We start from the raw sequence: 22309 nt of genomic DNA on the forward strand, positions 1-22309 counted from the left end.
CGGTTCGTGGTCGCCGGCGGCGCCCTGACGCAGATCCTGGTCACAGCGCCGGGCTTCTACACAGTGGCGCCGAGCTTCAATTTCGCGGCATCGGCGGGGTTGGCAGGCGCAAGTGCGGCGGCGGTCCTGGGCCGGAATGTCGGCGTTGGCGAATATTTCTGGACGCCAGTCACGGCGACGGAGCTCGGACTTTACCAAGTGGCGGCAGGGCCGGTTGCGACCGAGACTGGCTTGGTGTCGACGCCGGCCGATATCGCCGCCCTGATCGGGTCGCAAAAGGCCGGTCCCGTCGCCATTACCGGTGCGGGAACGGCCGTCAGCAACCCAAGCGTTTACTTTTGGCCGCTCTCTCTGAAGACCGTTGACCAGTATCTGACGGCTCTAGAGACTGGCATGGGGACGGTCGGCATTTTGAACGTGGTCATAGCCCATGTTGAAGGTGACGGCACGCTTACGAAGGTCTCCGAGCAAGAGGTCATTGTCGCGACCGGCGTTTCAACTCTCAGCGGGCTTTCAATCTTGAAGCCGGCCGGCAGTGTTGTAGGCGTCCAGTGGATTTCCGGCACCTGGTATTATACGCCGGGGACAATTCCGAATGGCGAAAGCGAGTGGTTCACGGCCGCTGTCCCGACAGTGAGTACGGAAAAATCGGTCGGTTTCACCAATGGCCCACAATGGAAAGCTACATTTGCGGGCGAAGTTTCCGCCAAGGCACGGACGGCCTATGCTTCGATTTCCGGACTCGAAGAGACGGTGGGTGCAGAGCAGGTGATTGGTTGGCCGGCCTTGGTCAACACCGGGACGAATACGCCGGCAAATTACAGCGTCGTTTTCCAAACTCCGGCAGAAGCCGATGGCTACATCACCGAGGTCGACGTTGGCGCAAGCGGACCCGGAACTGCCAACATTCACGTAATCCAGTACAATGGCGACCCGACCGTCGACGTGATCAGCACCCATCAGATCACGCTGGCCAATGGTATGAGCAAAATCCCTCTCAGCATCCCGATTGCAGCGGGGCAGTATCCGGCGATCAGCGGCGGCGGTTACAAGTTTCAAAACAGCGTCAATCCGCAGGGCATCCCCGTATGGATCAGGGCCGGCGCGCTGTCGAACGGCGCGACGGTGGCCTCATCCACCCAGCACCGCTATGAGGTGGCTTTCACGATCAAGACTGGGCTTATTGCCGACGTCTCACGGGCTCTGACCGGCGGAGGGGAGAACACGGGGCTGGCTCTGCTGGCGGACGCCGACCCAAATGGTGTCGTTGATGCGACAGCAATTTTTGCCGCCGCTGCGGCCGCGCATCCATATCCCTATGTGCCGCCCGGCAGTTTCGCCTTGACGGCCATGCCTGCGTCCGGAAACGGGTTCAATGGACCGGGCAAGCCTATAGTGAACGGCGAGAGGTTCTTCATTTCGCCTAAGCCATCACTTTACAACCTCTATGACGGCTTCCGCACTAAGATGGCGGAGCATATCGCTAACAATGATGTGCTCTGCCTGATCGCCGATAGCATTGGTCATTGGGCGCTGGCCAGCAACGGCCCGGCGCACTGGTTCAATCTCGTTACCCGCTTCGCCAACCTCGGCATCGCGGCCGATGAACCGGGGATGACGGCGCTCCGGCCAAGCTCCACGTACACCCCGGATTTCTATGGCGTTACGACCAGCGGAATCGTCTCGACGGGAACGCGTGGGCCGCTCGGCGAAAGCATCATCCTTGCGGATGGCGCGTCCCTGGCGTTCACAGGAGCTTATGAACAGGTCGACGTCCACTACACCCAGGACGCCGGTCAAGGTTCGCTCGCCTTCGCCTTTAACGGCGACGCAGCCTACAAGATTGTGAACGCTGCCGGCGCCCTGGCGCTCGATCAATATTCCGGCCCGTCCCTGACAGGGCAGGCTGCGAGCGGGAATTATACGCTCACGGCCGTAGGCGGACCTGTGGAGATCACGGGGGTTATCCGGCTCGGCATCAAGGCGGCCGGCTCGCGCCCGCGCCTGCGCACGTTGCGCGCCGCGCACGGAAGTTATACCTTCGCGTCCTTCAACGCGCCGCGCCTTGCCTCGACCATCGCTCAATGCGGCTATGCTGGCGGCAAGATTGTGCCTGTCCTCGCCCTGGGCATCAACGATAGTTTCGGCACGCCGCCGGCTACGATTTCGGCTAACATCACTTCGATCATCAACACTTTGGAAGCGGCCTCGGCGCCCCGCATCGTTGTCATGCCGCCGACGCGGCCATCATCTTCGTGGAACGGCAGCTATACGGGTGGCCGAACCTACGATGCAGCGCTTGGCGCGATTCGCCAAACCTACCGGTCGCGAAATGTGCTGACGATCCCGATCGACGGGTTCGATTACATCAATTCAGGAGTCTATCAAGAGGGCCTGCACTACAACGATGCCGGCCACTACGGCAACGCGCTGCGCTTCGTCGAATACGTCGCGGAGAGGGGATAGCCGATGCCACTCGCAATTCGACGCAAGGGTAAAGTGATCGCGACGCTCGAAGAAGGTGAGGAATGGGTGATCGTCGGCAAGAAAATTCTGATTACCAAGCCCAGTGACCCGACTCATTGTCGAGAAATCACAATGCCTAAGGACGATGCCGAAGGTCTCGTCGAAATGTGGCTTGGTGGCTCCTAGTCCGTACTGGACGCGGTTCGCGCGCTATGGCACGGTCGGGTTGGCGGGGGCGATCCTTAGGAGGATTTGTCGATGGCGGACGCCGGCAGCATTATAGCGATCTATGATGATTACTACGCAGATGGCAAAGTAGCTGCGAAACGCGAAATTGCTTCGCAGCAGTCAGTCGGTCATATCGAAGCGATCCTCCAGGGGAAGACCTTCGAAAAGATCCTTGATATTGGGGCCGGTGAAGGAGCTGTGCTGGACAAACTCAACAAGCGAAATCTGGCAAAGACACTCGGAGCGGTCGAGATTTCGACCTCGGGTATTGAGGCCATCAAGGCACGGAAAATCCCTAGTCTGAAGAGCCTCGATGTTTTTGACGGCTACCACATTCCGCACTCCGACAAGTCGTTCGATCTGGGGTTGGCGATCCACGTCGTCGAGCACGTCGAACACGAACGTTTGTTCTTGGCAGAGGCGGCGAGGGTCTGCAAAAAGCTCTATATCGAGGTCCCACTGGAGCATACGCGAAGGCTAGACCGCGCCATCCGCATGTCGGGGCCGTATGGGCATATCAACTTCTATACCACCCTATCATTCGAAAACCTGCTCAAGACCTCCGGACTGGCGGTCGAGCGGCTTAAAGTCTTTCCTCATGATCTCGCCTATGAGCAACACTTGGCAGGTCGTACAAAAGGATGGCTGAAGTACAAGGTGCGGACAGAGTTCCTGAAAATTGCGCCTAAAGCCGCAATGCGCAGTGTCGCTTACATGGCCGGAGCTCTGTGCTCAAGCCACTGATCGAGCCACTGGGTCGCCGATTTGCCTGGCAGGGTTGCCGCCAACCATGGTGAAGGGCGCCACATCTTTTGTTACTACCGATCCGGCGCCGACGACTGCGCCCTTGCCGATCGTCACACCTTTCAGAATAACGGTGTTGAAGCCAATAAAGACGTTGTCTTCAATTCTCACCGGCGCGATGGTGATGTTCGACCAGTCCTTCTTTCCCTGATGCCAGTCGGCGACATCGGCCTTCCGATTCTGCCATCTTGTCGCATGCGAGTTGTGATCTACGACCGTGGTGCCCCAGCTTATGATCACGTCATTACCGATTTCGATGCGCTCGGCCGCGACGAGGTGGCTCTTGCCGATGTAGCTGCGCTGGCCGACGGTGATCTTTGCGTCGGGCCGGTCAAAGGAAAAAGCGCAGTGGAGGATACATTCCTCGCCGATCGCATGATGGCCACGCCGTGCGGTGCGAATGCTTTGGATACTCATCTTCGCGCCGGCGCCGGCGTTGATGCCAGCTAGGCGATACACGAACCGTGGAACGAACGGCATCTCAGTTTCGCCCGAAACGCGATTTCGGCAACCTTTCGGCGATAAGCTGCGATCCCGCGAAGAATCGGAAATGGGCCGAAAAGCGCTTGAGGCTTTGTGCTACCGGCTGGTCAGTACGCATCACTATCATTAGGCTGCCCACGTTTCTGCCGCTATTTGCGGCAAGCGGCGGCGCTTTGCAAGCGCGATAGTCCCGCGTTCACGCTCTAATACGTTTGGCTTAACAGTGTCTCTGATTGGAGAGCCTGCGCAGTTGGCGTTCGCCATTCGCACGGACTTGCATATCGATCGCGACTCTGATCGAGACGCCCTTCAAAATTGCCGAAGAGAATTCTCTCGCTCCGAAGAACAGCCCCCTGCGTAGTCGCCAGGCGCAAAAATCCAACGGAACGTTCTGGAAAGAACGTAGCGGGTGACGCCGGATCGGCTGGGCTATACCGGATGAGTGGTCCGGTAACTTTATCAACGGCGCCGAGGCCGTAGCGGCGCTAAATACGCAGGCGAATGGCGCAACAGCTATTGATGGTTGTCTTGCGGCTTATTGTGAGGCTGGCTGTTCGACCACCAGACGAAATACAGCGAACCTATCTTCATGACCGGCACGCGACGCTCGCGTTCGCGCACCCGCAATTCGCGATAGACTTTCATCTTCAGGGTGCCGCCCGGCAATTTGATACGCACTGCCATCGGTTCAACTCCCGCCGTGCAACGCAACGATGATGTGCAATGCAGCAATTAGAGAACTTCCCCCAGGGAAGAGTCAACAGCCGATAGGCGAGTTTTTTGACTAATTCCGGAAGGATTTGAGCGCAGGCGCCCGATGACGGTCCAAGGCGTCAACGCATTGCCTGTGGCCGGTCAGGATCGTCCGGTGCACCCGGCTGGTCGTTCAAAGGACGCTGGCGGCTCGACCACCAGGTAAAATACAGCGAACCCATCTTCAGAACCGGCACGCGGCGGGCGCGCTCGCGCAATTCCCGATACACCTTCAGCTTCAAGGTGCCGCCCGGCAACTTGATACGAACCGCCATCAGCCCAACCCCATTGTGCAGCGCAGCAATTAAAGAGCTTCCGCAGCGGAAGAGTCAACAGCCGGTCATTGACTATTTCTGGGGCTATTTCTGGAACTGGTTCCAGAAGGGTTCGGGTCGCAGGCTCGGATTATCGTTTTGGCGGGCGCCCGGACCGCGACATGCTGCTCGGCCACCAGACGATGAAGTACTTTCCGACCTGCCAGACCGGGACTTCGCGCTTCTGCTCGCGGCGACGAAGCTCGTCCCTTTTCTTGATCTTCAACGTCCCGCCCGGAAGCCTGATCCTTATTGTCACGTGCCCTCCCGCACCCTGTGTCCCCACGAAGCACGAACGGTTGATGGGAGCAGTTTCATCCCGGCTAAGCAATTTCGGTTGAGGTGGCAAGACGGATCGAGCTGTTCTCAGATGGTCGACACCGTCACTTGAAGAACTCCGCCATGCCCCGGATGGCCAGGAACGCATAGAGGATTGGCCCCGCGACCACCCCCCAATAGAGGCAGAAGATCGCTGCCAAAGCCACAAGCAACGGCTTGTCGCGGCCGACCGCGCATAGCTCGGCCTTCACCGTCCGGCGCGCTGCGGCCGTTCCGTCATCTTGCGACATGGGCCCATCCTCCCCTTTGGGCTCATCTCACACAATCGCTTGCAAACATCAACCTGCCCGCGAGGGCGGAAAGGAAACCCATGGACACCACGTTCAAGGGCGCCGCCAGGCGCCTCACCGATCTCGATCTGCCGAGGCTTGGCGCCAGGATCGGCGTCGGCGAGGATGAGATCCATGCCTTCCTCGATGTCGAGACCAGCGGGCATGGCTTCGACGCCCAGGGCCGGCCGATCATCCTGTTCGAGCCGCATGTCTTTTTTCGCAACCTGTCGGGGACGGCGCGGGCACAAGCTGTCGCGGCTGGCCTTGCCTATGTCAGGTGGGGCGAAAAGCCTTATCCCCGGGACAGCTATCCGCGCCTGAAAGCCGCCTGCGCGATCGACGAGACGGCGGCGCTCAGATCGGCGTCATGGGGCCTCGGCCAGGTTCTCGGCGAGAATTTCGAGGCGGCCGGCTTCCTCACCGTGCAGGCCATGGTCGAAGCCATGATGGAGGACGAGGCGCTGCAGCTGGCGGCGGCGGTCAATTTCATCGCCGCGAACCGGCTCGACGACAAATTGCGCAAGCATGATTGGGCCGGCTTTGCCAAGGGCTACAACGGCGCGTCCTACAGGAAGAACGCCTATGACACCCGGCTTGCCGACGCGTTCCGCAAATGGTCTGGGATCAAGGACACGCCGTGGCCGCCCGCTGCCCCAGCGCAGCCTCCAGCGCCTGTCCCGATCCCACAGGCTCCACAACCGGAAGGTCCCACGCCTTCGGCTCCGAAGGCAGAGCCGGGCAAGGCTGGAGTCCGGCCCTGGGCCGTAGTCGTGGCCTCCTTGGTCGCCGCAATCCTTCCCTTGTTTCGAAAGGTCCCCTCTTTGTTTCGAAAGGCAAAACCATGAAGTGGTTCAATACGAATGCCGCACACAATCTGATCAATGTGCTGATCCTGCTGCTCACCAGCTTGGTCGGCTTCGACTGGACGATGTTCGGCATCGACGCCGCCCTGGCGCTCAAGATCGCCGGGGTGCTGACCCTGCTCAAGATCCTGATGAATGTCGTCCCCGACGGCGTCGCCGGCCTCGTCAAAAAGCAACCCGCCGTGGAGGGCAATTGAGATGTGGGTGCTTTCCATGCTGAGCGCGCTCGCCGGCAACAACGCGATCATGGCGATCTTCGCCGCGCTGGTCGGCGGCGTCGGGCTCTATGTCGCCGGAGGCGTCAGCCAGGCCAAGAAGGATGCGGCCAGGCGAGCGGCGGAAGAGCTCGCCGCCGCGCAGGATCGCCTCGAAATGGGCCGCGAGGCGACCGATGCCGAACGCGCGGCGCGCGACCTGCCGGACGAAGCGGCACGGCGGGAGGCGATGCGATGGGCAAAGCACTGATCCTCTGCCTGTTGCTCGCCGGATGCACAACGCCGGTTTCGCCGGCGCGTCAGGTCTGGTGCGAACACAACCAGCAGCGCCGTCCGTCGGTGGCGGTCGTCGCAGCCATGACGCGACCCGAACTCGACGAGGTGAATGCCTACAACGGGAAGGGCGCCAGATGGTGCGGGTGGAAGCCATGATACAGGAGCTTCTCGATGCTCTCGGCATCAAGGCGCCGGTGGTGGTCGCCGGCCTTTCCGGCGGCATCTTGCGAGCCTTGTCACGCCACCGCTACAAGGTTCGCGAGATGGTGGCGTCGCCGATCTGCGGCGCGCTGGCGGCGGCCTACCTGACATTGCCAGTGGTGCACTACTTCCGCGCCACCGGCCTGCCGATTCCGTCGCCTGACGACGACACCACGACGCTGGCCGCGGCGTTCCTCATCGGCGTCTCGGCGATGTGGATCTCGGACATCGTCTTCGAGGTGGTGGTGAGGCGGTTCAAGCCGGGGAAGGAGGAGTGATTGCGCCTGTCTTATTGCGCCGCGGTAAACAGTCTCCCGCGGGAGATACCGCTCGGGGTGAAGATTGCGGAACCACGGGCGAAGGTGCGCGTTAGGCACGACCCTTGTGAGGATGTACCCATGCCAGCTCGCCCAATCGTCTCGACAGCCGCAGCGATCCTGCTCGCCGCCACAAGCATGGCTTACGCCCGGCCGGATGCGCGCACCATGACATGCGAACAGACGCAACTTCTGATCCAGAGCCGGCGTGCAGTCGTCCTGACCACCGGCCGCAACACCTATGATCGATATGTCCGCCAATTCGGCAATGAATGCGACTGGCCCGAAGTGCCTGTCACCTCCTATATCCGGACGCGTGACGGTCAATGTCGTGTCCATCGATGCGAGGAACCGGTCTTCGATTTCCCGGACTGAGAAGCAGCCGGCGCTCGATCCAAGGTTTTTCGTGTGAAGCCGCGGGACCGGATGCCCTAGAAGCCGAAGAATTGCCGGCCGACCAGATACCCCAGCGCGACGACCGCCAGGGGAAACAAGGCCGGCGCCAGCCGGCTGAGCACGGAGTTCCTTGCCGGGTCCTTTGGGGCGTTCCTGACGGCGTTTCCGAGGTTCTTGGTCATGATCTCGCTATAGTAGCAATCGCTGATTAACGATTCCTCAACATGCCGCGCCCGCCCCGGAAACGGGGCGGTTTTTTTGCGTCTTCAACGGATGTCATCCGCATTGCCGCTCAAAACTATCGTGTCGGTCGAATAGCAACGGAGCTCATGAATTTGCGGGCGTTTCCTGAACCAGCATGGGGCTGGGCGCGTTGCCGCATGCGGGAACCAATCGCCGCCCACTGCTTTGGCTAGGAGATGGTCCTTCGCAGGATAGGAGTTCGATATGAAACCTTTCGCACTCTTGCCGAGCATGTTGATGCTGGGCGCACTGGCGTTGGCGGCGCCGGTTGCCGCCCAGACGGATAACCAGACACCCGACCAGGCGCCCGCCGGCCCTTGCCAGGCCGAACCGCAGAACGGCCAGCAGCAGAAGCCGCCGGCCATCAACAACAGCCTGACTGAGATGCTTGATCCCTGCAACGGCGTGCTGCAGCCGCCGCCGACGGGCGATCAGGGCATGGCCGCACCGCCGCCGGACGAAGGCAGGACGCCGGTGATCAAGCCCGGCGAGGTGCCGGCGCAGCCGCCGAAACAATAGGCCGCGCTCGCCGTCTCGCGGCGGTTCGCAGGCTTTTTCGCTTGCGGCCCGGAACATTAGTTCTTGCTAATTGTTCTTGTCGAAGCAGTCGATATCACCCCCCTCCGGTATCGCTGCTGATCGGGAGATCCGATCGGCCCGCGTGCCTGCGGACAGGAACGCGGGCCACTGCGATTTCTCGCAGCAACGCATCAAGGCGGCGCCAATGCGGCGATCGATTAGCGGCCGCTCACGGAACAAGAAGGTTGCGTGGGCGTTTTGCAATCTGGGCTTGCCGTTCCTGACTGTGGAAGGCGGAGTCCGCAAACCAGACAGGAGAAGACGATGAAAATCCACCTTGTTCCTGCCGCCGCCGGGCTGGTTCTGCTCGCCGGTGTCGGCGTGGCCACCGCAGACCAGGTGATTATCACGCCCGAGCAGCAGACAGTCGTCCGCGAATACGTGCAGAGGCACCCGCTGGCGTCGATCAGCCTTCTGGGAGTGGAGCTCAATGTCGGTTCCACCTTGCCCGACACGGTTGAGCTTCATCCGATCGACGTTCCCGACGTGGAATACAGATACGTGGTCGTCGACGATCGCACCGTGCTGGTCGATCCCGGCACCCGCAGGATCGTGCAGGTCATCGACTGACCTTCACCCGCCGCTCTCTCGGGAAGACGCAAGAGGGAGCGGCGGCTCGCCGGCAGGCAGCCGGCTGTTGATCGTCTTGTCGCGGGAAGGAGCCATTTCCATGCTGCCGCATGTCGAGTCTTCCAATGTCAATGTGGCCGCATCTGTCGACAAATTGCTTGCTGAACGGGGCACTGCCCTGTTGTCGATGAAGGAGTTGATTGCAGCGGTGCGTGAGCGAACTGGAACGGAACGCTCGGACGCGGATCTGGCGGGGCTGATCACCAAGAAGGCAGCACTCCTCGGTGTCGCGGTTCTATCCGACTAGGGCTGAAGCCGCTCAAGACGCCGATCGAAATTTCAGCTAAAACAGTTGTCGCTCACGGATTCGAGCCGATGGAGGCAACAGTGACGGACGACAGGCAAGAACGCATTCGTCAGCGGGCCCACGCGATCTGGGAACAAGCCGGCCGGCCCGACGGTGCGCATCAGCAGCACTGGGACCAGGCCACAGCCGAGATCGACGGTGAGGACAGCAAGCCGAAAGCGAAGGCGGCTCGGCCGAAGGGGCCGGCGGCGGCCAAGCCCAAGGATAGCACGGCCAAGGATAGCAAGCCCAAGGGCACTAAGCCAAAGGCTGCCCGGCCGCGCAAGGCTTCAGCGAGCTAGAACATATAGCGCTTCGGCCGCGAGACGAAGCTCTGTCCGTGCCGCGGCCGAAAAGCGTGAGTTCCCGAAATCGATCTCGGTTACTTGCCGCAGTGATTGTCGTTGACGGTCGGTGAAACCGTGCCGGGAGCCTTGTTCGTTGCATCGGGCATCGCGCCCTGCGGGCCTATAGGGCAGTTCCGATCGGCATTGGAATTCAAGCCGTCAGGGCCCGCAATAATGCTACCAGTAATCCCGGGATCGACAGTATTCGGTTCGGCCAGGTTCGGATCAATCGGGGCCGGGTCGGTGACGACGCTTCTGTCGCTGCCGGTACCCATGTCAGCGTCCGGGTCGCTGGCATTCTGGGCCATCGCAGAGGTCGCCAGACCAGCGGCGAGTAGGGACGCTGCGAGAATTTTCGTAAGCATAGTTTGTCTCCATTTGTCTCCATTTTTCGATTGTCGCCGCATTTGCGACTATAGAAAAAACCGCTCGAGGGTGGTGAAGGTTCCCATAAAATTCCGGCTCACGACGAACCGTTCGTGCTCAGCAGGGCGATCTTGCCCGGCATGGGGGGACGCCGGGGAACTCAACAAGCGTGCTGGGCTATGAACCGTTGACATGACTACTACGCCACGATATTGAACAGGACTATACAGGTTCACTGAACAGGTATTCCATGGCGCGTCGCACGACTCTGTCATCTCCCGGAACGGGCAAGCCCGAACGGATCGCCACCGTCCTCGAGCACGAGATCCGCTCCGGCGTGCTCGGTTTCGGCGACCGCCTGCAGAGCGAGAACGAACTCGTTCAGCGCTTCTCCGTCAGCCGCAACACCATCCGCAAAGGTCTTGAGGAGTTGTCGAGCCGTGGGCTGATCACCACCAAGGTCGGCATCGGCTCGTTCGTCACCTTCGACGGCATGCCGGTCGACGACGCCGTTGGCTGGTCGCGCGCGCTGGCCAATGCCGGCGCCAATGCCGAGACGCGCACGCTCAGGCTCGAAGTCATGCAGGATGCCGAGCTCGCCGCCAGGCTGGGCGTCGAAAGCCCGTTCTTCATCGCCGTCGACCGGGTGCGCTCCAACGCCGATGACGGCCACGCCATCTCGATCGAACGCAGCCGCCTGCCGCTGTCACCCGAACTGGAGGACGTGCCGTTGCGCGGCCTGCGCGAAGGCTCGCTGCACCAGACACTGCGCGGGGCGGGGCTTGTCCCCGACCATGGCGAGGAATGGGTCGATATCGAGATGCTGAGCGCCGAGGACGCGGCCATTCTCGACTGCGCGCCCGGCGCGCCGTTCCTGCGCACGCGGCGGTTGACGCGCGCCGCCGATGGCCGCGCCATCGAATATGTCACCAGCCTGCTCAATCCGGCGCATTTCGCCCTTCACCTGGAGTTCTGAGCATGGACGCCGCCGAGGCGATCGACCGAGCGATGGGGGCGCTTATCGGCGGTGCGCTGGGCGATGCGCTCGGCATGCCGACGCAGCTGCTGTCGCCGGCCCGCATCGCCGAGCTCTACGGCAATGTCGAGGATTTCGTTGCGCCCGTCGTCGACCATCCGGTATCGAAAGGCTTGGTCGCCGGCACTGTCACCGACGACACCGAACAGGCGCTGCTGCTCGGCCGTATCCTGGTTGTTTCAGGCGATAGCTTCGACCATACGCGCTGGGTCAACGCACTGCTCGACTGGGAGCGCGACGTGAAGGCGCGCGGCAGCTACGATCTGCTCGGACCTTCGACCAAGCGCGCCATCGATGCCATCAATGACGGCGTGCCGGCTGAGGAGGCCGGAAGCGGCGGTGACACCAATGGCGCGGCCATGCGCATCGCGCCGGTCGGCATCATGATGCCAGCCGAGCCGCTCGACGCGCTGGTCGCCAAGGTCGCCGAAACCTGCCGCGCCACGCACAACACCTCGATCGCCATCGCCTCGGCCGCTGCCGTCGCCGCCGCTGTCAGTTGCGGCGTTGCCGGCGGCGGCTGGCGCGCAGCTTCGGACCGAGCTATCGCGGCGGCTAGGCGCGGCGCAGTGCTCGGACACTGGGTCACCGGCGGTGATATTGCCGCACGCATCGACTGGGGGAGGGACCTCGTCCGCGGCAAGGCTGTCGCTGACGGAATCCGGCTGATCGTCGATCTGGTCGGCACCGGCGTCGCCAGCCAGGAATCGGTTCCTGCGGCCTTCGCGGTGCTGGAAATCGCCGGCGGCGATCCCTGGCAGGCGGCCGTCATCAGCGCCAATCTCGGCGGCGACACCGACACGATCGGGGCCATCGCCGCCGGCATGGCGGGCGCCTGCGCCGGTTTTTCCCGATTGCCACAGGAAAACATCGCCCGGCTGAAAGGCCTCGATATTGCTCAGGTGCGCGCTCTTGCCGCCGACTTGGTCGCTATGCGGATGGCGAAAAGCAGCTCCGGCAAGGATGCGGCGGCATGAGCAGAGCTCAGCCTGACATGAGCGGCCGTCTCCTCCATGTCGGCAGCGCGGTGGTGGACTATGTCTACCGCATCGACGCCTTGCCGGCGCCCGGCACCGAAAAGACCGCATCGAGCTATGCCCAGGTCGCCGGCGGCGGCTTCAACATGATGGTCGCGGCCAGCCGCACCGGGATGAAGGTCGCCTTCGGCGGCCAGCTCGGCAGCGGGCCGAATGGCGATTTCCTGCGGGCCGCCTTCGCCGCCGAAGACATCGCAACGCTGACGCCACCATCGCCAGTGATGGATAGCGGCAATTGCGTCGCCATGATCAGCGGCGACGCCGAGCGCACCTTCGTGTCGTGGCCTGGCGCCGAGAGCATGCTCAATCTCGACATGATGGCGTCCGTCCGGGTTGCGCCGGGGGACTGGGTGTTCGCCTCCGGCTACACGCTGAGCTATCCCGGCAGCCGCGATGCGCTGGCCGACTGGATCGAGGCGCTGCCGGCGGAAATTCCCTTCGTCTTCGATCCGACGCCGGTCATATCAGACATTCCGCGCGCCATTCTCGATCGGGTGCTTGCGCGCACGAGCTGGCTGAGCTGCAACACCGCCGAAGCGGTCCAGATCGCCGGTGCCGGCGATGTCGAGGCCATTGCCGCCGGGCTTCTTTCTAATCATTGCCCGAGCGCCGACGGGGTCATCATCCGCGCCGGGGCAAAAGGCTGCTTCGTGCGGCTGGCAGACGGTAGCAGGCAGGCCGTGCCCAGCTTCAAGGTCGCCGCCGTCGACACCAATGGCGCCGGCGACACGCATATCGGCGCCTTCGTCAGCGCACTGTCGCGCGGCGTGCCACCCTTCGAGGCGGCAAGTTACGCCAATGCGGCGGCGGCGCTCTCGGTCACCCGCCATGGCGGGTCGTCCGCGCCGACCGACCAGGAGATCCAGACATTCCTCAGCCATGACGATCGAATGACGACCGTGCACGGCCGGGAGCAAGAGGCCTGACAGCCTAAAGACGTAACAAGCCCCGCCAACCGGGCAAACAATGAGAGGAACGAACATGCGCATGCCCAAACTGACTGCTTTCCTGACGGCGACTGCCGTCGTCACCTCCGTATTCACGCTGGCCGCCACTGCCGCCGAAGTGCATGTGCTCAACTGGAAGGGCTACGGGGCCGATGAGCCCTGGGCCATCGCGGCCTTCGAGAAGGCGACCGGCAACAAGGTCGTCAACGACTTCTTCAATTCCGAACAGGAAATGCTGACCAAGCTCAGGACCAATCCCGGCCTCTACGACGTCGTCATGATCAACGCCGCCTTCAACGACCAGGCCATGGCGGAAAAACTGATCCAGCCGATCGATGTTTCGAAGATCCCCAACTATGCCGACATCAGCCCGGACAAGGCAGGCTCGCCCATGCTCGCCCGCGACGGCAAGGTCTATGGCGTGCCATGGGTGTGGGGCTTGACCGCGCTCGCCATCAACGAAAAGGCCTTCGAGACGCCGCCGACCAGCATCACCGAAATGTGGAACGAGGCCCATAAGGGTCGCGTGGTCATCCGCGACGACGCTGTCGAAGCGGTCCAATTCGGCGCCATCGCCACCGGCCAGAACATCAACGACATCAAGGACATGGAAGCGGTCAAGGCGAAGCTGACCTCGCTGATGCCGCAGATCAAGACATTCTGGAGTTCTGAGAACGACTGGAACCAGATGGTCGCCTCCAACCAAATCGACATCGGCACCTATTGGAGCGGCTCGGCCGACCGCGCCAAGACGCATTTCAAGCTGCCGGTCGCGCTGGTCATCCCGCAGGAAGGCGCCGTCGCCTGGCTCGACGCCTTTTCCATACCGGTCGACTCCAAGAATGTCGCCGGCGCCGAGGCCTTCATCAACTACATGATCGACCCGTCCTTCTATGTCGAATGGGTCACCAAGGTTGGCGCGCCGGTGTCGGCCAACACCAAAGCGGTCGCGGCGCTTCCGGAAGATGCCTTCAACCGCAAGGTGATGGGGGATCCCGATGTGGCCAAGCGCATCCAGTTCCAGGCGCCGATCACCGATGCGCAGCGCGAAGCCTATCTGGCGCTATGGCAGGAACTGAAGGTGAATGTGAAGTAGCGGCCGGCTTTTCGGGGAGGAGGGCATATGGCTGGACAGGTCGCGAGCGGTTCGAGGAGCGGATTGCGATCGGCTTTGCCCCTGCTCCTGCCTGCCTATCTCTGGCTGACGGTGGCGATTTTCCTGCCGCTGTCGGCCATGGTCTTCTTTTCCTTCATGACCGAGCTGCCGCTGTCGGGCAAGGCGTGGGCGTTCACGCTGGAGAACTACACCACCTTCTTCTCGCAAGGGCTCTACTGGACGCTGCTGCTGGCCTCGCTCCGGCTCGGGCTCGAGGTGACGCTGTGGTGCGTCTTCATCGGCTATCCCGCGGCCTATGTGCTGGCCAAGGTGCTGAAGGGACGCAGCCGCGAGGCGATCTTCCTGCTTGTCATCCTGCCGTTCTGGTCGAACGGGCTGGTGCGCATCTTCTCATGGGCGATGGTGCTGCGCGAAGGCGGCATTCTCGACACCGCGCTCAACGCCGTGCTGCCGTTCAAGATCAACATCGACCTGATGTATTCCTATCCGGCGATCATCATCGGCCTGGTGCACTCCTACGTGCCCTACATGGTGCTGACCTGTTACCTCACGCTGCAGGCCATCGATGACTCGCTGATCGAGGCAGGGCGCTCGCTCGGCGCCTCGCGGCTGCAAATGCTGAGACGGGTGATCATCCCGCTGTCCATGCCGGGGCTGGTCGCCGGAGCGGCGCTGATCTTCGTGCCCGTCGTCGGCTCGTTCATGGAGCCGCGTATCCTAGGCGGGCGCACCGGCACCTTCTACGGCACGGTCATCGAGGACCAGTTCGTTGCCGTCTTCAACTGGCCGCTGGGTGCAGCACTCTCCTTCATCCTGTTGGCCGTCGTGCTGGTCATCCTGGCATTGGCGTCGCCGGTGCTGCGGAGGGCTGCGTGATGGCAACGACCCGTATCCTGGAATGGCTCGGCCGGCTCTACATCTGGGTGCTGCTCGCCTTCCTCTACCTCCCGATCATCATCATGGCGCTGATGTCGTTCAACGTCTCGCCCTTCTATCAACTGCCGTTCGAATGGACGAAAGAGTGGTACGCCTCGTTGTGGCAGAATGATCAGTTGATCTCGGCCACCTGGAACAGCCTCGAAATTGCGATCATCACCACCATCATCTGCGTCGTGCTCGGCTCGGCGGCGTCGCTAGCGCTTTTCCGCTACGAATTTCGCGGCAAGAAATTCCTGCAAGCGCTGCTGTTTCCGCCGATCGCCATTCCGTGGCTGATCACCGGCACGGCGATGCTGATCTTCTTCTTCGGCGTTGGTATCGGGCGGGGTCTGTTTGCAATCCTGCTCGGCCATGTGGCGCTGGCGCTGCCCTATGTGATCGTCGTCGTCTCGGCCCGGCTGCAGACGTTTGCGCCGGAACTCGAAGAGGCGGCGCGGTCGCTCGGCGCCAACCAATGGCAGGTAACTTCGCGCGTGACGCTGCCGTGGATCATGCCGGCGGTCATCGCCGGCGGGCTGTTCGCCTTCGCCGTGTCGTTCGACCAGTTCGTGGTGTCCTATTTCCTGTCGACGCCGGGCCAGACGACGCTGCCGGTCGAAATCTACGCCGCGATCCGCAAGGGTTTCACGCCCGAGATCAACGCGGTCTCGACGATCATCATCGTCGTCTCGATGGCGCTGATGCTGCTCACGGCACGGTTCTTCAAATTCGGCGGAGAAAAATAATGGCCGGCGTGCAGGTATCGAATTTGTCGCGCAGTTTCGGCGCGCACAAGGCGCTGGATGACGTCTCCATCGACTTCGCCGACGGTGGCTTCTATGCGCTGCTCGGGCCGTCGGGCAGCGGCAAGACCACGCTCTTGCGCCAGATCGCCGGCTTCGATTTTCCCGACTCCGGCCGCATCGCCATTGGCGGCGAGAGCGTCGAGCGGGTGCCGGTCGAGAAGCGGCGCATCGGCATGGTGTTCCAGAACTATGCGCTGTTTCCCAATATGAGCGTTGCCGACAATGTCGCCTTCGGCCTGTCGGTGCGTGGCGAGGCCAAGGCTATTATCGCCAGCGAGGTGCAGCGCGCGCTCGACCTGGTGCAGCTCGGCAAGCTCGGTGGCCGCCGGCCGCATCAGCTGTCCGGCGGCCAGCGCCAGCGGGTCGCGCTGGCCCGCGCCATCGTCACCAAGCCGCGTGTGCTTTTGCTCGACGAGCCGCTCGGCGCGCTCGATAAGGCGCTGCGGGTCGATATGCAGATAGAACTGAAGCGTATCCAGCGCGAGATCGGCATCACCACCATCTTCGTCACCCACGACCAGGAAGAAGCGCTGACGATGAGCGACCGCATCGGTATCCTGCGCGACGGCCGGCTGGTGCAGGAGGGGCCGCCGGAGGAGATCTACGACAGCCCGAAGAGCGAGTTCGCCGCCACCTTCCTCGGCGATGCCAATATCTTGCGCGGCGACAGCACCGGAACCGGTATCCGCTTGGTCGATGGCACCGCGATTGCCGCCGGGGCAGGCGCGACGCTTGCCGCCGGCGCCAAAGCTAGCTGCGCGGTGCGGCCCGAACGCATCCGCATTGCCACCGATTCCGGAACGTCTGATCCGAACGCCAATGTGCTCCGTGGCCAAATCTCCAAGCGCATCTTCGCCGGCAACAACAGCACCTATTTTGTCGATCGCGACGGGCAAACGCTCAAGGTCATCGTGCAGAACACAGGCATTGAAAGGTTGGCGGAAGGACAAGAGGTGGTGCTGCGCTGGTCGCCGGAGAGTACGGTGCTGATCGCCGCGAACTGATCTTGCCAGGCGGACCGCAATCAGTGAGAGCATGGTCGGGCACAATGCGGAAAAGCGAAATACCTGATGATGCTTGAGCTGAATGCGGGCGACCAGTCGATGCTGCAGGGCGAGCAGGGCCCGGCCGTGGCCGCCGCGATGAAGATCCTAGTCGCCTTTTCGAAGGCGGTCGGTGCGCGCGAGCTGTTAGACATTGCCGGTGCTCATATCGATGGCTGCCTGTATCACGGCCAGGCCAGCCTCGATTTCGTCGAAAGGCTGATCGAGGGCGGCGGCCACGTTCGGGTCCCGACGACGCTGAATGTCGGCTCGTTCGACCTCATCCATCCCGGACTGGTGAAGATGCCGCTGTCGCAAGAGGCGCCGGCACGCCGGCTGATGAAGGCGCATCTGGAGCTCGGCTGCCAGGCGACCTTCACCTGCGCGCCCTATCAGACGCGGTTCCGGCCAAGCTTTGGCGAGCAGATCGCCTGGGGTGAGTCCAACGCCATCGTCTTTGCCAATTCGGTAATCGGAGCGCGGACCAACCGCTATGGCGATTTCATCGATTTGTGCTGCGCGATGACCGGGCGCGCGCCGGCTTGGGGACTGCATCTGAGCGAAAACCGACGTGGCCGGGTTCTGTTCGAGTTGATCGGTTCTGACCTGGAACCGAGCGACAGCCTGTTCGTCGCCGTCGGGCTGATCATCGGGCAAGCGAGTGGCGATCGCATCCCGGTGATCTCGGGCCTGCCAAAACCACGCGATGAGGACCAGCTGAAGGCGCTAGGCGCAGCCGCCGCAACGACGGGCGCCGTGGCGCTGTTCCATGCGGCTGGCATCACGCCGGAAGCGAACACGCTCGAAGAAGCCCTTCATGGCCTGGCGCCGGAGGAGACGATCCGGATTTCTCGCGCCGACATCGACCAAGCCCTGGCCAAGCTGTCGAGCGTCCCCGACGGCGCGCCTTTGGCAGCCGTGTCTCTGGGCACGCCGCATTTCTCGCACGACGAATGGATGCGGCTATTGCCATTGTTGCGAAAGGTGGCGCCGGGCAGAGGCATTCCGATCTACGTCAACACCGGGCGCGCGACGTTGACGCGTTTGCACGATGAGGGGGCGCTGGACGGCACGGAGGCGTTCGGGCTTATTCCAGTCGCCGATACTTGCACCTATGTCACCGCGATCATCAAGCGGCTGGATGGCGTGGTGATGACCAATTCCGGCAAATGGGCGCATTACGCGCCCGGAAATATCGGCGTCTCAGTCGCCTTTGCTGAGATGGCGGATTGCATTCGTTCCGCCGCGGCCGGCCATGTCATACGGGTACGCAATGAGTGAACAGGAAAGTCGAGCCCTGAACAGGTTTGGCACCTTCCAGCTTGCCGGCGAAGCGCGAGGCTCGGCGCTGGTTCTGTCGCAAGCCCTCAGCTTCTGGGGCGGGATCGATGTCGAAACAGGCGAGATCATAGACCATTCGCATTCGGACCTGGGCGGCAACATCGCCGGCAAAATCCTCGTGATGCCGAGCGGGCGCGGCTCGTCGTCTTCGTCTTCGGTCCTGGCCGAGGCGATCCGCAGAGGCACGGCGCCGGCCGGCATCATCCTGGAGCGGCCGGACCCGATCCTTGCCGTCGGCGCCATTATCGCCGAATTCCTCTACGACATCAGCATGCCGCTGGTCGTCTGCGACATATTAGGCATTGTCTCCGGCGATAGGATCGCCATCGGCATCGGCGAGGATGCCCAGGCGATCGTCAACCTGACTTAGCCGGCCATCAGCCCGGCAGCACCGCGCCGCCAATAGGCTGCGGCCAAAGTCTGGTCGCGGCCGAACCCGAGCGTGTCGCGCCAGTATTCGCGAACGATTTTCGCCGCCGCCGCTTCCGCCGCGAACCAGCCGAATGCCGAATCGTGTTGTGGCCACGCCACCGCGCAGACGGCGTCAGCCAGCCGTCTGTCTTCGCCGGCTGGCACGCCATTTCTGGCCAGCCAATGCAGCTCGATGCCGGTGGCGTTGTCGATCTCCTGTCGCTCGCCATCGTCGGCGATCTCAACGAAAGCCACGCCCTTGGTCTCGGCGGGCAGCGTCTCCAACAGCCGCGCCAGCGCCGGCAGGCCGGTTTCGTCGGCACCCAGCACATACCATGATGCTGGCCGCACCGGACGGCCTACCGGCCCCATGATGCCGACCTTCATGCCGGGTGCCGCTTGCATGGCCCATGCGGCACCGACGCTTTCGCCCGGATGGACCAGGAAGTCGACATCGATGACGTCTTTGGCCACGTCGAGCGCACGGATCGTGTAAACGCGCGCCACCGGGCGCCTGTCGTCCGAAGGCCAGACCGGCAGACCATTGCCGCCGAGCATGGGCCAGAGCGGATCCGGCACCTCCCTGGTCGGGAACAGCATGCGGATATGCATGCCGCCGAATTTCGCGAAACGTTCCAGATCCTCGCCCGCAAAGCGGATGCGACGCATATGCGGGGTGAGGTCGCCAACTTGGGTGACGACCATCTCGCGGAACTGGGCGAGGCGGGTTTCCCCGGCGAGATCGCCGGTCCAGACGATCTCGGGATTCTCATCCTTGGCATAGACCTCGACCGCGGTGGCCAAAAGGTCCTTGAGCCGGGCCAGGCCGTCGCGGTCGGCTGCATTGGCCCGCATCACCAGTCGCTCCATGTCGAAGGAAGCGCCGCCGAAGGCGAAGCGAAAGTCGAGGCGCTGCCCCTCTTGCGAGGCATCGGCATTGAAGCTCTGCAGCCTTTCGGCGATGCGGTCGATGTAAAGCGGCAGGTTGCGTAGGTTCAAACGCGCTTCGCAGACCAGTCCGCTTGCCGATGCTTCGCTCACTCTCAACCTCCGATCCTGCCGGTCAGCGCCACCTTGAAAGTGCGGCCCTTGCCCTGTTCCGTCGCCGCCGACGTCGACCATGCGCTTTGCGGGTCGGTGTAGGCGGTGTCAAAGACGTTATCGACAGCGAAATCGAGCTTGGCGTGGTCGTTGATCCGCCAGTTGGCAAAGACGTTGACCAGATCGAAGCCGTCATCGACGACTGTCGGCTCGTTCGGCTGGGTGCGGTTGGTGCGCGTGATCTTGCCGACGCTGAGATATTGCGCGCCGACGGTGAGCTGGTCTTCGAGCATCCTGAAGCCGAGTGTTGCCGAGAAGCGGTCGAGCGGCGTGTTGCTCAGCGCCTGGCCGGAGTAAACGCCGCTGACGACCTTGGCGTCGATGAGGGCGCCGGCAAGGTTCACGAAACCCCAGCCATAGTCATAGACCGCCTCAGCCTCGATGCCTTTCAGCCGCGCGTCGCCGATATTGATCGCCGTGCGCGTTACGTCGGGGCGCAGGTCGACTTCGATGTAATCCTCGACATCGGTGTGGAAGACGTTGACCTTGGCACGAAACAGGTCGCCAGCGGCCAGTATGTCGTCATATTTCAAATTGACGCCGGCTTCCCAGTTCCTCGCCGTTTCGGGCTGAAGAAGCAAATTGGGCACGTAGGTGTCGCCAGAGCCGTGCGCACCGCCGCCGCGATAGACGTCCTGCAGGCCCGGTGCCCGGTAGCCTTCCGAATAGGTGCCGTAGAGCTGGAAGCCTTCGAGCGGCGTGACGCCTACGGTGAGGCGCGGCGACCAGCGGTCGCCCGACATTGAGGCTTCCTCCGGCGGCACGGTCTTTCTCTCACCGTCGAGCTGGTAGCCGTCATAGCGCACGGCGGCGATGAGCTGCAGCCAGTTATCATAGTCGCCCTGCCATTGCAGGAAGCCGCCATAGCCCTGTTGTTCGCCGGCGCCGAAATGCGCGGCCTCCGATGATGCTTCCAGATTGTAGTAGTCGAGCCCGTAGGTGAGCGTGTGGGCCATCTCCCAGGCGTCGAAACGCGAGGAGTTCTTCACGTTGAAGCCCGTCGTGGCGACGTCATAGTAGCGGAAGTTGCCGATCGCGGAAGTCGGCCAGACCTGTGTCTGCTCGGCGCGCGTGCGGTTGTGGTAGGCATTGGCACTGAAGTCGATCAGTTCGTTGTCGTCCGGCTTCCAGGTGTAGGCGGCCGTGTAGGTCTGATTGGTTGTGTCGGTGTCGTAACGGCTGAGCGTCGGCGAGGTCGAGCCGCTCGATCCGGTGATCTGGTCGCTGTAGCGCTGCAGGATGGCGCCAAGCTTCAGCTCGTGACCGTCGGCCGGCCGCAGCGTTGCCTTCATATAGCCACTGGTGATGCGCTCGCCGGTCCACGGCACAGTGTCGCCATTGCCGTCGGTGTAGCTGTCGCGGTCGCGATAGATGAGATTGCCGATGATGTCGGCGTCGTCGCTGAAGCGGTAGGCACCGGTGGTGCTGGTGGTGAAGCCGTCGCCATTGCTCTCATAACCGAGCTTCTCGCTCAGCGCCCAGCGTTCCTCCTGCTTGAGGAAATCGCCGGCATCCTTGGTTTCGAAGGAGACGACGCCGCCGATGCCGCCCGAGCCATAGGCATTCGAGACCGGGCCGCGAATGACTGTCGCATCCTTGATCAATTCGGGCTCGACATAGAACGAGCCCGAGCCGTGGCCGACGCGCCAGTAGTCCTGGCGGGCGCCGTCGAGCGTCACCACCACGCGGCCATACTGCTGCAGTCCGCGAATGTTTATGGCGGTCGCCGGATCGTCGCCGTTCATCGAGGCGGCAACGCCGGGGGTGGTGCGAAAGATGTCGGCGGCGGTGTCAGGCTGGATGCGCTCGAGCTCTTCCTGATCGACGGCACTGATTGCTGCCATCGAGTCGATGACAGCCGTCTTGATCATCGTCGCCGAAATGGTGATCAGGTCGAGCACGGTTGGCTCGTTCGCTTCAGTCTGCTGGGGGACCTTGACCGGCCTGTCGGCCTTGGCGGCGGCGCCTTGCTTCTGCTCCTCCTGCGCGGCGGCGGGCGGCGCGACACACAGGCCGAGCGCGAAGGCGAGCGCGGTGCTCGCCATCAAGGTCTTGTTGCTTGTCAGTCTCATAGCGATGCCGCCCCCGGGAAAAGCAAGATTGCTGGCGGCGGCCGTCGGCCCTGGCTGGCATGATGGAGAAGCCTCGACCGGCGGTCGGGCAGGGCTACTTAT

At 62.6% G+C, this 22309-nt stretch carries 30 protein-coding genes; 22 read left to right on the forward strand and 8 right to left on the reverse strand.

What is annotated here, in order from left to right:
• Positions 1 to 6: 6 nt before the first annotated feature.
• The 3 genes from EN885_RS12825 to EN885_RS12835 all read left to right on the forward strand — a co-directional run bounded on the left by EN885_RS12825 (position 7) and on the right by EN885_RS12835 (position 3438).
• Positions 7 to 2466 carry an SGNH/GDSL hydrolase family protein gene (locus tag EN885_RS12825; protein WP_128335185.1) on the forward strand — a complete coding sequence of 820 codons (2460 nt, stop codon included), beginning with the start codon at positions 7 to 9 and terminating at the stop codon, positions 2464 to 2466.
• Positions 2467 to 2469: 3 nt separating this feature from the next.
• A complete protein-coding gene (locus EN885_RS12830; protein ID WP_127206647.1) occupies positions 2470 to 2652 on the forward strand; it encodes a hypothetical protein in 183 nt (60 codons plus the stop codon).
• Positions 2653 to 2724: 72 nt separating this feature from the next.
• The gene (locus tag EN885_RS12835; RefSeq protein WP_127206648.1) at positions 2725 to 3438 is read left to right on the forward strand and encodes a class I SAM-dependent methyltransferase; all 714 of its coding nucleotides are present in this window, start codon (positions 2725 to 2727) and stop codon (positions 3436 to 3438) included.
• On the opposite strand, the gene EN885_RS34670 is transcribed toward EN885_RS12835, so the two are convergent.
• The 4 genes from EN885_RS34670 to EN885_RS12850 all read right to left on the reverse strand — a co-directional run bounded on the left by EN885_RS34670 (position 3427) and on the right by EN885_RS12850 (position 5617).
• Entirely contained in the window at positions 3427 to 3978 is a 552-nt protein-coding gene (locus EN885_RS34670) for an acyltransferase (RefSeq protein ID WP_128243933.1), read from the reverse strand. The genes EN885_RS12835 and EN885_RS34670 overlap by 12 nt on opposite strands.
• Before the next feature lie 516 nt (positions 3979 to 4494).
• The gene (locus tag EN885_RS33575; protein ID WP_164897643.1) at positions 4495 to 4665 is read right to left on the reverse strand and encodes a hypothetical protein; all 171 of its coding nucleotides are present in this window, start codon (positions 4663 to 4665) and stop codon (positions 4495 to 4497) included.
• Between the two features lie 149 nt (positions 4666 to 4814).
• Entirely contained in the window at positions 4815 to 5009 is a 195-nt protein-coding gene (locus tag EN885_RS12845; protein ID WP_128243934.1) for a hypothetical protein, read from the reverse strand.
• A gap of 422 nt (positions 5010 to 5431) precedes the next feature.
• A complete protein-coding gene (locus EN885_RS12850) occupies positions 5432 to 5617 on the reverse strand; it encodes a hypothetical protein (RefSeq protein ID WP_128243935.1) in 186 nt (61 codons plus the stop codon).
• Between the two features lie 80 nt (positions 5618 to 5697).
• On the opposite strand from EN885_RS12850, the gene EN885_RS12855 reads away from it, so the two are divergent.
• From EN885_RS12855 to EN885_RS12880, 6 genes are all read left to right on the forward strand, one after another.
• The gene (locus tag EN885_RS12855) at positions 5698 to 6504 is read left to right on the forward strand and encodes an N-acetylmuramidase family protein (RefSeq protein ID WP_128243936.1); all 807 of its coding nucleotides are present in this window, start codon (positions 5698 to 5700) and stop codon (positions 6502 to 6504) included.
• Entirely contained in the window at positions 6501 to 6719 is a 219-nt protein-coding gene (locus EN885_RS12860) for a hypothetical protein (RefSeq protein ID WP_095482672.1), read from the forward strand. Before EN885_RS12855 ends, EN885_RS12860 begins: the two co-directional genes overlap by 4 nt.
• Position 6720: 1 nt before the next feature.
• Entirely contained in the window at positions 6721 to 6987 is a 267-nt protein-coding gene (locus tag EN885_RS12865) for a hypothetical protein (RefSeq protein WP_128243937.1), read from the forward strand.
• Complete coding sequence (locus EN885_RS12870) at positions 6972 to 7169, forward strand: hypothetical protein (protein ID WP_126105781.1); 198 nt, start codon at positions 6972 to 6974, stop codon at positions 7167 to 7169. The genes EN885_RS12865 and EN885_RS12870 overlap by 16 nt, the downstream gene beginning before the upstream one ends.
• Complete coding sequence (locus EN885_RS12875; protein WP_245329720.1) at positions 7166 to 7492, forward strand: hypothetical protein; 327 nt, start codon at positions 7166 to 7168, stop codon at positions 7490 to 7492. The genes EN885_RS12870 and EN885_RS12875 overlap by 4 nt, the downstream gene beginning before the upstream one ends.
• A 120-nt stretch (positions 7493 to 7612) precedes the next feature.
• Entirely contained in the window at positions 7613 to 7906 is a 294-nt protein-coding gene (locus EN885_RS12880) for a hypothetical protein (RefSeq protein ID WP_095482670.1), read from the forward strand.
• Positions 7907 to 7962: 56 nt separating this feature from the next.
• Here EN885_RS12880 and EN885_RS33580 read toward each other — a convergent pair whose 3' ends face one another.
• The gene (locus EN885_RS33580) at positions 7963 to 8109 is read right to left on the reverse strand and encodes a hypothetical protein (protein WP_164897832.1); all 147 of its coding nucleotides are present in this window, start codon (positions 8107 to 8109) and stop codon (positions 7963 to 7965) included.
• Between the two features lie 265 nt (positions 8110 to 8374).
• Between EN885_RS33580 and EN885_RS12885 the strand changes: the two genes are divergently transcribed.
• The 4 genes from EN885_RS12885 (at position 8375) to EN885_RS12900 (ending at position 9967) form a co-directional block, all read left to right on the forward strand.
• Positions 8375 to 8689: a hypothetical protein gene (locus tag EN885_RS12885; protein WP_095482668.1), complete on the forward strand. Its 315-nt coding sequence runs from the start codon at positions 8375 to 8377 to the stop codon at positions 8687 to 8689.
• Positions 8690 to 9013: 324 nt separating this feature from the next.
• On the forward strand, positions 9014 to 9319 hold the full coding sequence (locus EN885_RS12890) for a DUF1236 domain-containing protein (protein ID WP_128243938.1): 306 nt from the start codon (positions 9014 to 9016) through the stop codon (positions 9317 to 9319).
• A 100-nt stretch (positions 9320 to 9419) separates the two neighbouring features.
• A complete protein-coding gene (locus EN885_RS12895) occupies positions 9420 to 9626 on the forward strand; it encodes a hypothetical protein (RefSeq protein WP_095482666.1) in 207 nt (68 codons plus the stop codon).
• 80 nt (positions 9627 to 9706) lie between these two features.
• Positions 9707 to 9967 (forward strand): DUF2934 domain-containing protein, encoded by a 261-nt coding sequence (locus EN885_RS12900; RefSeq protein ID WP_126105782.1) that lies wholly within the window; start codon positions 9707 to 9709, stop codon positions 9965 to 9967.
• 80 nt (positions 9968 to 10047) lie between these two features.
• Here EN885_RS12900 and EN885_RS12905 read toward each other — a convergent pair whose 3' ends face one another.
• Complete coding sequence (locus EN885_RS12905; RefSeq protein ID WP_128243939.1) at positions 10048 to 10377, reverse strand: hypothetical protein; 330 nt, start codon at positions 10375 to 10377, stop codon at positions 10048 to 10050.
• 251 nt (positions 10378 to 10628) lie between these two features.
• Between EN885_RS12905 and EN885_RS12910 the strand changes: the two genes are divergently transcribed.
• The 9 genes from EN885_RS12910 (at position 10629) to EN885_RS12950 (ending at position 18993) form a co-directional block, all read left to right on the forward strand.
• On the forward strand, positions 10629 to 11354 hold the full coding sequence (locus EN885_RS12910) for a GntR family transcriptional regulator (protein ID WP_128243940.1): 726 nt from the start codon (positions 10629 to 10631) through the stop codon (positions 11352 to 11354).
• Positions 11355 to 11356: 2 nt separating this feature from the next.
• Positions 11357 to 12391, forward strand: coding sequence for an ADP-ribosylglycohydrolase family protein (locus EN885_RS12915; protein ID WP_164547167.1), 1035 nt, complete (start codon positions 11357 to 11359; stop codon positions 12389 to 12391).
• A 17-nt stretch (positions 12392 to 12408) separates the two neighbouring features.
• Positions 12409 to 13377: a PfkB family carbohydrate kinase gene (locus EN885_RS12920; protein ID WP_126107421.1), complete on the forward strand. Its 969-nt coding sequence runs from the start codon at positions 12409 to 12411 to the stop codon at positions 13375 to 13377.
• A 55-nt stretch (positions 13378 to 13432) separates the two neighbouring features.
• Positions 13433 to 14494 (forward strand): ABC transporter substrate-binding protein, encoded by a 1062-nt coding sequence (locus EN885_RS12925; RefSeq protein WP_128243941.1) that lies wholly within the window; start codon positions 13433 to 13435, stop codon positions 14492 to 14494.
• Positions 14495 to 14521: 27 nt separating this feature from the next.
• Positions 14522 to 15391 (forward strand): ABC transporter permease, encoded by an 870-nt coding sequence (locus EN885_RS12930; RefSeq protein ID WP_128243942.1) that lies wholly within the window; start codon positions 14522 to 14524, stop codon positions 15389 to 15391.
• A complete protein-coding gene (locus EN885_RS12935) occupies positions 15391 to 16179 on the forward strand; it encodes an ABC transporter permease (protein ID WP_128243943.1) in 789 nt (262 codons plus the stop codon). Before EN885_RS12930 ends, EN885_RS12935 begins: the two co-directional genes overlap by 1 nt.
• On the forward strand, positions 16179 to 17243 hold the full coding sequence (locus EN885_RS12940; protein WP_127293418.1) for an ABC transporter ATP-binding protein: 1065 nt from the start codon (positions 16179 to 16181) through the stop codon (positions 17241 to 17243). The genes EN885_RS12935 and EN885_RS12940 overlap by 1 nt, the downstream gene beginning before the upstream one ends.
• Positions 17244 to 17309: 66 nt before the next feature.
• On the forward strand, positions 17310 to 18563 hold the full coding sequence (locus EN885_RS12945; RefSeq protein ID WP_127205014.1) for an aconitase X: 1254 nt from the start codon (positions 17310 to 17312) through the stop codon (positions 18561 to 18563).
• The gene (locus tag EN885_RS12950) at positions 18556 to 18993 is read left to right on the forward strand and encodes a DUF126 domain-containing protein (protein WP_128243944.1); all 438 of its coding nucleotides are present in this window, start codon (positions 18556 to 18558) and stop codon (positions 18991 to 18993) included. The genes EN885_RS12945 and EN885_RS12950 overlap by 8 nt, the downstream gene beginning before the upstream one ends.
• Here the strand turns inward: EN885_RS12950 and EN885_RS12955 are convergent.
• Complete coding sequence (locus EN885_RS12955; RefSeq protein WP_128243945.1) at positions 18990 to 20075, reverse strand: siderophore-interacting protein; 1086 nt, start codon at positions 20073 to 20075, stop codon at positions 18990 to 18992. The genes EN885_RS12950 and EN885_RS12955 overlap by 4 nt on opposite strands.
• A gap of 2 nt (positions 20076 to 20077) precedes the next feature.
• On the reverse strand, positions 20078 to 22207 hold the full coding sequence (locus tag EN885_RS12960) for a TonB-dependent hemoglobin/transferrin/lactoferrin family receptor (protein ID WP_128243946.1): 2130 nt from the start codon (positions 22205 to 22207) through the stop codon (positions 20078 to 20080).
• Between the last annotated feature and the right edge of the window lie 102 nt (positions 22208 to 22309).

It is taken from the genome of Mesorhizobium sp. M6A.T.Cr.TU.014.01.1.1 (assembly GCF_004022765.1).
GTDB lineage: Bacteria > Pseudomonadota > Alphaproteobacteria > Rhizobiales > Rhizobiaceae > Mesorhizobium > Mesorhizobium mediterraneum.